Origin of the sequence: Rahnella perminowiae (assembly GCF_019049695.1) — a bacterium.
Taxonomy (GTDB): Bacteria; Pseudomonadota; Gammaproteobacteria; order Enterobacterales; family Enterobacteriaceae; genus Rahnella; species Rahnella perminowiae.
In genome coordinates, this window is record NZ_JAFMOT010000136.1 from 1 (window position 1) to 10,421 (window position 10,421).

Sequence of the window (10,421 nt, forward strand, 5' to 3'; positions counted from 1 at the left end):
TTTGCCTGGCGGCACTAGCGCGGTGGTCCCACCTGACCCCATGCCGAACTCAGAAGTGAAACGCCGTAGCGCCGATGGTAGTGTGGGGTCTCCCCATGCGAGAGTAGGGAACTGCCAGGCATCAAATAAAGCGAAAAGCCCCGTACGAAAGTGCGGGGTTTTTCGCTATGGGGAATTTGAGTAATAAAAGAGGAGTAGTGCCTACTGTTTTTGCTGATTTTCCAGCCATCTGATGACAAACTTTCCAATCTCTTCTATCTCATTTATATTCAAGACGCTAATTGCCTTTGAAATATTCTCTGAAAAACAATCGCAGGCTACCGCAACAACATGCTTATCAATTAACTGCTCCAGTGCTTTCCCTGTTCCTTCCCTGTGCAGGACGATTTTATCGATCTCTTCATGCTTAAAGCCCTCAACGAGAATCATATCCAGTTTATGGTAGTCAAAACGCGTTGCCAGATATTCAAGATTGAGCTGATCCTGCCCCGGCGTTTCAGTCATCAACGCCCACCGGCTATTACTGGCAACCATCGTCTGGTCTGCACCAGCTTTCCGTAACTCAAAGCTGTCTTTTCCTGGGGTATCAACATCTACTTCATGATGGGTATGTTTTATCAGGCCGGTTCTTATGCCCTGCTGACGCAGGTAAGGAATGAGTTGCTTCAGCAATGTAGTTTTCCCTGTCCCGCTGTAAGCGACGATTCCAAGCAATGGAATTTGTGTGTTTCTCATCTTGAGAGATCCTGGTGACGGGTTTTCCAGAGAGCTACGTCTTCAGGCGTATTGAGATTGGAAAAGGCGTTGGCGTCACCGAACAATACTGATTTTGCCCCAATATTATCAAGAAAAATCATGAGCTTCCTGTCGCCATTATCAAGATATGCCGTCAGTGCCGGGATCAGACTCCGGTTTAACAGGCAAAGTGTCGGATGTTCACGCTCTGGGTCGCGGGCATATACAGCCTGTTGCCCTGCTGTGTTTGCTAAAAAAGCTTCAGTGAGATTTGCCGGGAAGTCTGGAACATCGCAGGGAACGAACAGTGCCCATTCTGTTTTGCTCACTGATAGTGCTGCAAGCATCCCGGCAAGGGGGCCGGAAAAATCCTGTATCTTGTCAGGGACTGTCCGCAAATTTCGGCCATACTGTTCCATATTCCTGTTACAGCTGATGAGGATCTCACCGACCTGCGGGCGTAACCTTTCAGCGATATGTTCAAATAAAGGCTTACCCTGGATTTCAATAAGCCCTTTATCTTGTCCCATTCTGCTCGAACGTCCGCCGGCTAAAATAACGCCGGTAATTTCATACTTACCCATAATGTCCACTCACAAAACATCTATATTCCGTTTATTGTAACGTCTTACCATGAGGCCAGGCAGGTTTTAACTGGATCCCCCGTCAGCTTGTGCTTTCCCTCAAGAAATAACCCTGTTATTTTTAGGGTTTGTAACTGAGCTGAAAAGGAACATCATGAAAGAACATCGCGTAAATGAGTTGATTGAGCTGCTTCATCCTGCCTGGAAGGAAGATTCCGATCTTAATCTGGTGGAGTTTATCCAGAAGCTGGCGACAGAATGTGGTTATCAGGGCCCATTAGGCGAACTCAGTGATGACACACTAATTTATCATCTGAAAATGCGCGGAACTGACAGCACAACGGAAATCCCTGGCCTGAAGAAAGACTATGAGGATGACTTCAAAACTGCCATTTTACGTGCCCGTGGTGTGATTAAGGATTGATGTAAACTTATGTGAACTTCATGCGAACCGTGAAAAATAGATGATACTATTTCCTATTGTCACTATTCTGCGCGGCTAACCCGAATGAAGTTATGAACAATTCAGCTTTTAATTTTCAGGCATTGTCGCCGGATCTTATCCTTGATGCGTTAGAAAGTGTCGGGCTGATTGCTGAGTCCGGCCTCACTGCCTTAAACAGCTATGAAAACCGTGTCTATCAGTTTCTGGGAGAAGACAGAAAACGTTATGTGGTGAAGTTCTACCGGCCGGAGCGCTGGAGTGAAGAACAAATCCAGGAAGAGCATCAGTTTTGCCGTGATATGGCCGATGCTGAAATCCCTGCTATAGCCCCTCTTTCTATTAATGAAAATACGCTTCATCACTACCAGGGTTATATGTTCACCGTATTTCCGAGCGTCGGTGGTCGACAGTATGAAATTGATAATCTTGACCAACTCGAATGGGTAGGGCGTTTTCTTGGCCGTATTCATCAGGTTGGCAGTGAAAGTCTCTTCATTGCTCGTCCGACAGTTGGCCTCGATGAATATCTTTCCCGACCACGTGATGTCCTCGCGCAATGTCCTCTGATCCCCAAAAGCCTGCGAGAGCCTTTTTTATCTGTGACAGATAAATTGATCACCACGACCCGGGAATTCTGGCATACCGACTGGCAGCCTTTGCGCTTGCATGGGGACTGCCACCCCGGGAATATTCTCTGGCGAGATGGCCCGCTGTTTGTGGATATGGATGATGCCCGTAATGGCCCGGCAATTCAGGATCTCTGGATGTTGTTACATGGCGATGAAAGTGAGCAAAGGCTCCAGTTAGATACTTTGCTGGAAGCTTATGGCGAGTTCGCTGATCTTGATACCAGTGAACTGTCTTTGATTGAACCGCTACGTGCTATGCGCATGGTTTATTATCTGGCCTGGGTTGCCCGTCGTTGGGATGATCCTGCATTTCCTAAGAGCTTCCCCTGGATGCAGGACGAAGATTTTTGGCGAGGTCAGATAGCGGCTTTTATTGAGCAAATTAAGAAATTGCAGGCACCTCCTTTACGGCTGATGCCAATGTATTGAGTCACGATTAACGTTCAAAATTTAATTAAATGGAGATAGGCTTTCTATGAAAAAGATATTCCTGGCACTGGTTGGTATGGTTATGGCCTTCAGTGTATCTGCTGCGCAATTTTCTGATGGCGCGCAATACGTTACTCTAGATAAAACCGTAGCTAATGAGCCACAGGTACTTGAGTTCTTCTCATTTTATTGCCCGCACTGCTATCAGTTTGAACAAGTCTGGCATGTGTCTGACAGCATCCGTAAGAACCTGCCAAAAGATGTAAAATACACTAAATACCACGTTGAGTTCCTTGGTCCGTTAGGTAAACAACTAACACAGGCGTGGGCTGTGGCTATTGCTCTGGGTGTTGAAGATAAAGTTAGCCCGTTGATGTTTGATGCCGTACAAAAACAACAGTCTGTACAAAATGCTGATGATATCCGTAAAGTCTTTATTCAGGCTGGCGTGAAGGGCGAGGATTATGATGCTGCACTTAACAGCTTCGTCGTGAAATCACTGGTTGTTCAGCAGGAAAAAGCAGCTGCTGATTTGGGTCTGCAAGGCGTTCCTTCTGTATTTGTGAACGGCAAATATATGGTTAAAAATGACGGGCTTGATACCAGCTCACAGGATATGTACGTGAAACAATATTCTGATGTGATCAATTTCTTAGCGACTAAAAAATAACTATTCCTGAGCTTAGCGCCAGCCTTCGGGCTGGCGTTATATTGTCAGGGAAAAATAACAGCCAAAGTGCTTACTTCTGGAAATATAAATAATTTATCCCTGGAATGTTTCTTCTAAATATTACTATCCACAATAGCTATTAAGCTTCTATTACAACGTTATTTCATAAAAAAAACCGATAAGCTCATGAAACCAGTAATTAAAATTCTGGAGTATTTTCAGAATATGATCAGATAGTAATTTGCTATAAAAACTATTCACAAAGTTATCCACAGGATGATCCTTCGAGATCCCTCGCAACTTCGCAATGAATTTCCCTCTCAAGGTTCGTCTTTCCCGCTGGCTATGGCATCCTTAGTGTATGTCTGATCACGAATAAAGAAGAGTTATGGCCCAGATAGCAGAAAACCCCTTAATCCTGGTAGACGGTTCGTCTTACCTTTATCGCGCTTACCATGCGTTCCCTCCGCTGACTAACTCTGCTGGGGAACCGACCGGTGCGATGTACGGTGTGCTCAACATGTTGCGCAGTTTACTGCTGCAATACACACCAAGCCATGTTGCTGTGGTTTTTGACGCGAAAGGCAAAACCTTCCGTGATGAACTTTTTGAACAATATAAATCTCACCGTCCCCCGATGCCAGACGACCTGCGCTCTCAAATTGAGCCTCTTCATCAAATGGTCAAAGCTATGGGGCTGCCTTTGCTGGTGGTTTCTGGTGTAGAAGCTGACGACGTGATCGGCACGCTGGCTCTTGAAGCAGAACAGGCGGGGCATGCGGTGCTGATCAGTACCGGTGATAAAGACATGGCGCAGCTCGTGACCCCGGGCGTGACTTTAATTAATACCATGAACAATACGATTCTTGGGCCAGATGAAGTTGTCGATAAATATGGCGTTCCACCTTCACTGATCATTGATTTTCTGGCTTTGATGGGCGATTCCTCGGATAACATACCAGGCGTGCCGGGTGTAGGTGAGAAAACGGCGCAGGCTCTCTTACAGGGCATTGGTGGCCTTGATGCTTTGTATGCTGATCTGGATAAGGTGTCGACACTCAGTTTTCGTGGCTCTAAAACCATGGCGGCTAAACTTGCTGAGAATAAAGACGTCGCTTATTTATCTTACCAACTGGCGACCATTAAGACAGATGTTAAGCTGGACTTGACCTGTGCAGAGCTGACAGTCTCAGAACCGAACGCGGCTGAACTTAATCAGTTATTTGGTCGCTATGAATTCAAACGCTGGCTGGCCGATGTTGAATCCGGGACCTGGCTAAGCGGTAAAAAATCCACGGGTAAGGCAGCAGCGAAGAAAGGCGCTGCCACTCAGGAAGTTGCCACCACTGCGCCTGTTGAACCTAACCAGCTTTCTCAGGACGGTTACGTCACCATTTTGGATCAAAAGACACTTGATGAATGGATCGGTTATCTGAAAGCATCGGATGTGTTTGCGTTCGATACAGAAACTGATGGCCTGGATACGCTGACTGCCAACCTCATCGGCTTATCATTCGCCACCGAAGCGGGAAAAGCGGCGTATTTGCCTGTTGCACATGATTATCTGGATGCGCCGGCGCAGCTGGATCGCGATGAGGTGCTGAAACAACTGAAGCCTTTGCTTGAAGATGAAAAGCAGCTGAAAGTCGGTCAGAACCTGAAGTTCGACCGCGGTGTGTTACTGCGTTATGACATCGAATTGAAAGGCATTGCCTTCGATACCATGCTTGAGTCCTATGTACTCGACAGCGTATCTGGCCGTCATGATATGGACAGCCTGGCCGATCGTTATCTTGGCCATAAAACCGTCAGCTTTGAAGAGATCGCGGGTAAAGGTAAAAATCAGCTGACCTTCAACCAAATTGCGCTTGAACAAGCGGCACCGTATGCGGCGGAAGATGCTGATGTTACGTTGCAGTTGCATCAGTCACTTTGGCCACGGATTGCACAAAGTGAATCCCTGAAGGCAGTATTCACGGACATCGAAATGCCTTTGGTGCCTGTGCTGTCTCATATCGAACGCACCGGTGTTCTGATTGATCAGAATATTCTCGCAGCCCATTCGAAAGAACTGGCCATTCGTCTGAATGAACTCGAAAACAAAGCGCATGAACTGGCTGAAGAACCTTTTAACCTGTCTTCGACCAAACAGTTACAGGCCATTCTGTATGAAAAACAGAAATTGCCGATCCTCAAGAAAACACCGGGTGGCGCCCCGTCAACCAATGAAGAAGTTCTGGCTGAGCTGGCTTTGGATTATCCGCTGCCAAAAGTGATTCTTGAATACCGTGGGCTGGCGAAACTGAAATCGACGTATACCGATAAACTGCCCTTGATGATCAATCCGCAGTCCGGGCGTGTGCATACGTCTTATCATCAGGCAGTCACGGCAACGGGGCGCCTGTCTTCCAGTGATCCAAACCTGCAAAACATTCCGGTGCGTAATGATGAAGGGCGGCGTATCCGTCAGGCTTTTATCGCGCCAAAAGACTACATCATTCTGGCAGCCGACTACTCACAGATTGAACTGCGCATCATGGCGCATTTATCGAAAGATGAAGGTCTGCTGAAAGCATTTGCCGAGGGTAAAGATATCCACCGCGCAACGGCAGCGGAGGTCTTTGGCACGCCGCTGGACAGCGTGACTGGCGAACAGCGCCGCAGTGCGAAGGCGATTAACTTTGGTCTGATTTATGGCATGAGCGCCTTTGGTTTATCACGCCAGCTGAATATCGCGCGTAAAGAATCCCAGCGTTATATGGATTTGTATTTTGAGCGCTATCCTGGCGTGCTGGAATACATGGAACGTACCCGTGCTCAGGCTTCTGAACAGGGCTATGTTGAAACGCTGGATGGACGCCGTCTGTATCTGCCGGACATCAAATCCAGTAATGCCATGCGCCGCAAAGGTGCCGAGCGTGCAGCCATCAACGCCCCGATGCAGGGTACAGCTGCTGACATTATCAAGCGCGCCATGATCAGCGTCGCTGACTGGCTGCAACAACCTGACGCGCCGCGTGCCCGCATTATCATGCAGGTACACGATGAACTGGTGTTTGAAGTGCATAAAGATGATGTCGAAGCGGCAAGCGAAAAAATCCGCAATCTGATGGAAGCAAGCATGACGCTGGCCGTTCCGTTGAAAGTGGATGTGGGCACGGGCGACAACTGGGATCAGGCACACTAAGTGAATAGTTATTAAGCTTTTTTTGTAATTAAGCTACACAATTATGTGCTCATACCATGAGAGTGATCGCATAATCCGCGATTTTTGTGTAAGTAAACTACAAAAAGTTCTTTTTCCCCGTCAGAAAATAGGGTAAAGTTTCTCTTGTAGGGTACAGAGGTAAGATGTTCTATCTTTCAGACCTTTTACTTCACGTAATCGGATTTGGCTGAATATTTTAGCCGCCCCAGGCATTTTATGTCTGGGGCGTTTTTTATGGGATTTTCAGCGTGTTATTCCCATAAAAAAAGGTAACCTTGCGGTCACCCCTTTCTGTACATTACTGACATTTCCCCGTTACGGGAGCGTTGTTATTCGCCTTCGTCAGAAACCTCTTCATCCAGCACTTCCGGTGGGATTTCGCTGAACCAGGTGTTCAGTTTGTCACTCAGTTTATCCACGCCCATTTTCTTTGGTGACGAGAACGCTTCCACCTGAATATCGCCCATGAATTCTTTCACCGCTTCACGAACCATTTTGATCTGCGCCTGACGTGCGCCTGAAGCCAGTTTGTCTGCTTTAGTGAGCAGCAACATGACCGGCGTACCTACGTCAACAGCCCACTGAATCATTTGGTGATCGAGATCTTTCAGCGGGTGGCGGATATCCATCAGCACAACCAGACCTTTCAGGGAGTTACGCATTTGCAGATATTCGCCCAGAGCACGCTGCCATTTACGCTTCATTTCTTCCGGGACTTCTGCGTAGCCATAGCCCGGTAAGTCGACCAGACGAATGCCCGGTTTCACTTCAAAGAGATTGATAAGCTGGGTACGTCCCGGTGTTTTACTGGTACGTGCGAGGCTTTTCTGCTGAGTCAGGGTATTCAGCGCACTGGATTTGCCGGCGTTTGAACGACCAGCAAATGCGACTTCAATGCCTGCGTCAGATGGCAAATGCCGGATATCCGGGGCACTCATGACGAAATGGGTCATATGATAGTTGTAAATTTGGCTGGTCAAAACGTGCGTCTCCGTGAGGCATGAGTATCTGGCTGGCGATTATAACTGCAACTGCGCCGGGATGTGTTCGTGTTTTTAAAATCCGAATGATGAGGCGAAGGGACCACAGAGATGAAGGCGGGGGAAAATTGCCTTCATGATGTAAGACATTTGCTATTCATGATGCGGGTTATTTCGCTTGTTTTCTCGCCTTGTTTTTTAATTTTTATATATTTCAATAAGATAAAATTAATGTGTTCTTTGAACGCTCAACGCGGCTGGTGGGTATCTTGAGCCTTTGTGTCAGTCGGGTAAAGTGATTCTTACGCGATGAAGGCAAGAATGGAAACATGGACGAAAATTGCATTCACGGATCACTGGAAATGCATCGCGATTTAAGGATGAACGGAGCCGGAGGCTCTGAAAGGCAAAGGAAAAACCGGGACGTTGAGGCTATACAGGGAAAGTGTTTGATGAATATCCTTCTGAAGAAGGAAAGAAAAAGGCAGCAAGGTTACCTTGCTGCCTTTTTTCTTTGTCCGCTTTCTGCTAGATTCCGCCGCAAATCTATACTAAATGTACACACCTAAGAGCAGATGCCATGAAACAGCCAGCGAAAGCACCGCGCGCCAATACCGCGACAGCTAAAACGAAGAAGAAAAGTCGTGTCGAGCTTGATATCGAAGCGCGCGAACGCAAGCGTGACAACAAGCGCCGCGGCCATAAAGCAGGCTCACGCGCTAACCCTGATGCCGCTCAGAACCAAAGCGGCGCGGGGGCGAAAAAAGCCGATCCGCGTATCGGCAGCAAAAAAGCCGTGCCATTGATCGTTGAAACCGTCACGAACAATGCGGCGAAAGCCAAAAAAGCTGCACAGCCGAAGCAAGATGCAAAACCTAAAATGACACCGGAAGAAGAACTGACGTTACTTGAAAACGATGAGCGTCTGGATTCTTTGCTGGATCTCATCGACGATGGCAAAGCATTAAACGCAGAAGATCAGGCTTATGTTGACCAGACTCTGGATCGCATTGATGTTCTGATGGAAATCCTCGGCATTGAACTCGGCGAAGATGAAGATGACGAAGAAGCCGTGAAGAACGAAGACATGATGCAGCTGCTTAAGCGCGGAAACCCAAAAGAAGGTTTCTAAGCTATGCGCTGGGTTATCCCGGCAATAGCCTTACTCTTTGCATGTTATCTGCTTTGGTTATTCGGTAAACTACGCCGGTTATCGAAAACCAGAGCACGTTTGCGCAGAGCGACCTTTGCACGGCAGGCCAAAAGCCTGCCTGTAAGGCGAACCGGCAGCATCCGACGCCGGAAGGAGTAAGTCACCCATGTCAGAACAGACTACCGTCTGGGATTTAGCGCTGATCCAGAAATACAATTATTCGGGTCCGCGATACACATCCTATCCAACAGCGCTTGAGTTCAGTGAAAGCTACGATAATACCGCTTTCGAAAAGGCGGCCGCCCGTTATCCGGCACGTCCGCTCTCATTGTACGTGCACATTCCTTTCTGCCATAAGCTCTGCTACTTTTGCGGCTGCAATAAACTGGTGACCCGTCAGCAGCATAAAGCCGAAGAATATCTCAACGTGCTGGAAAAAGAGATAAGTCACCGTGCGCCGTTCTTTAAGGGCCGTCAGGTGAGTCAGCTGCACTGGGGCGGTGGTACACCGACTTACCTCAGTAAAGCCCAGATAAGCCGTTTGATGGGCCTTCTGCGGGCACAATTTAATATCCTGCCCGACGCAGAAATGTCGCTGGAAGTGGATCCGCGTGAAATCGAGCTGGATGTGCTCGACCATTTGCGTCGCGAAGGCTTTAATCGCCTGAGCATGGGCGTGCAGGATTTCAACAAAGAAGTGCAGCGTCTGGTTAACCGTGAGCAGGACGAAGATTTCATCTTTGCCCTGATTGAACGCGCCCGTATGCTGGGTTTCAGTTCGACCAATATCGATCTGATTTACGGCCTGCCGAAGCAGACGGCAGAAAGTTTTGCCTACACGTTGCAACGCGTGGCAGAGCTGAACCCCGATCGCCTGAGTGTGTTTAACTATGCGCATATGCCAAAACTGTTCGCCGCTCAGCGCAAAATCAAAGACGCCGATTTACCAGGCGCAGAAGAGAAACTGAAAATTCTGCAGGAAACCATCGCTTCGCTGACCGGTTCCGGTTACCGCTTTATCGGTATGGATCACTTTGCCCGCCCTGATGATGAGCTGGCTATTGCCCAGCGCGAAGGTAAATTGCACCGCAATTTCCAGGGCTACACTACACAGGGCGACAGCGATTTGCTCGGAATGGGCGTTTCTGCTATCAGCATGCTCGGCGACACCTATGCGCAGAATGAAAAAGATCTCAAAACCTATTACGCCCGGGTGGAAGAGCAGGGGCATGCGTTATGGCGCGGTCTGGAAATGACCAGCGATGACTGCCTGCGTCGTGACGTTATTAAATCGCTAATCTGCCATTTTGAGCTGAATTTCGGCGATATTGCACAGCGTTATGATATCCGCTTCACCGACTATTTTGCTGATGACCTGGCACTGCTGAAGCCGCTGGCAGAAGACGGGCTGGTTGAGGTGAGTGATACGCATATTCTGGTGACGCCACGCGGGCGTTTGCTGATCCGTAATATCTGCATGTGCTTTGATATTTATCTGCGCCGTCAGGTGCGCCAGCAACAATTCTCCCGCGTTATCTGACTGCCTGCGCTGCAAAAATCTATTCGCAGTAAAGCAAAACAGCCGCAT

10 protein-coding genes and 1 rRNA gene are annotated in these 10,421 nt (G+C 48.1%); 8 read left to right on the forward strand and 3 right to left on the reverse strand.

Annotation, left to right across the window (positions count from 1 at the left end; translation table 11 throughout):
* Positions 1–4: 4 nt before the first annotated feature.
* Positions 5–120 (forward strand): 5S ribosomal RNA (gene rrf, locus J1781_RS01120).
* An 81-nt stretch (positions 121–201) separates the two neighbouring features.
* Here the strand turns inward: rrf and mobB are convergent.
* Together mobB and mobA are read right to left on the reverse strand one after the other, a co-directional pair.
* Positions 202–735 carry a molybdopterin-guanine dinucleotide biosynthesis protein MobB gene (gene mobB / locus J1781_RS01125; RefSeq protein ID WP_217233093.1) on the reverse strand — a complete coding sequence of 178 codons (534 nt, stop codon included), beginning with the start codon at positions 733–735 and terminating at the stop codon, positions 202–204.
* Positions 732–1,319 (reverse strand): molybdenum cofactor guanylyltransferase MobA, encoded by a 588-nt coding sequence (gene mobA / locus J1781_RS01130; RefSeq protein WP_217233094.1) that lies wholly within the window; start codon positions 1,317–1,319, stop codon positions 732–734. The genes mobB and mobA overlap by 4 nt, the downstream gene beginning before the upstream one ends.
* A gap of 154 nt (positions 1,320–1,473) precedes the next feature.
* Here mobA and J1781_RS01135 point away from each other — a divergent pair, with 154 nt between their 5' ends.
* The 5 genes from J1781_RS01135 to J1781_RS26555 all read left to right on the forward strand — a co-directional run bounded on the left by J1781_RS01135 (position 1,474) and on the right by J1781_RS26555 (position 6,891).
* On the forward strand, positions 1,474–1,743 hold the full coding sequence (locus J1781_RS01135) for a YihD family protein (protein WP_129955242.1): 270 nt from the start codon (positions 1,474–1,476) through the stop codon (positions 1,741–1,743).
* A gap of 92 nt (positions 1,744–1,835) precedes the next feature.
* On the forward strand, positions 1,836–2,822 hold the full coding sequence (locus tag J1781_RS01140) for a serine/threonine protein kinase (RefSeq protein ID WP_129955243.1): 987 nt from the start codon (positions 1,836–1,838) through the stop codon (positions 2,820–2,822).
* Between the two features lie 46 nt (positions 2,823–2,868).
* Complete coding sequence (gene dsbA, locus J1781_RS01145) at positions 2,869–3,492, forward strand: thiol:disulfide interchange protein DsbA (protein ID WP_129955244.1); 624 nt, start codon at positions 2,869–2,871, stop codon at positions 3,490–3,492.
* A 388-nt stretch (positions 3,493–3,880) separates the two neighbouring features.
* Positions 3,881–6,679 carry a DNA polymerase I gene (polA, locus tag J1781_RS01150; protein WP_217233095.1) on the forward strand — a complete coding sequence of 933 codons (2,799 nt, stop codon included), beginning with the start codon at positions 3,881–3,883 and terminating at the stop codon, positions 6,677–6,679.
* Between the two features lie 164 nt (positions 6,680–6,843).
* Complete coding sequence (locus J1781_RS26555; protein ID WP_071892919.1) at positions 6,844–6,891, forward strand: small protein SpfP; 48 nt, start codon at positions 6,844–6,846, stop codon at positions 6,889–6,891.
* Positions 6,892–7,029: 138 nt separating this feature from the next.
* On the opposite strand, the gene yihA is transcribed toward J1781_RS26555, so the two are convergent.
* Positions 7,030–7,680 carry a ribosome biogenesis GTP-binding protein YihA/YsxC gene (yihA, locus tag J1781_RS01155; protein WP_129955246.1) on the reverse strand — a complete coding sequence of 217 codons (651 nt, stop codon included), beginning with the start codon at positions 7,678–7,680 and terminating at the stop codon, positions 7,030–7,032.
* A 580-nt stretch (positions 7,681–8,260) separates the two neighbouring features.
* Between yihA and yihI the strand changes: the two genes are divergently transcribed.
* Entirely contained in the window at positions 8,261–8,812 is a 552-nt protein-coding gene (gene yihI, locus J1781_RS01160) for a Der GTPase-activating protein YihI (protein WP_217233096.1), read from the forward strand.
* A gap of 187 nt (positions 8,813–8,999) precedes the next feature.
* Complete coding sequence (gene hemN / locus J1781_RS01165) at positions 9,000–10,373, forward strand: oxygen-independent coproporphyrinogen III oxidase (RefSeq protein WP_217137359.1); 1,374 nt, start codon at positions 9,000–9,002, stop codon at positions 10,371–10,373.
* Positions 10,374–10,421 lie beyond the last annotated feature (48 nt).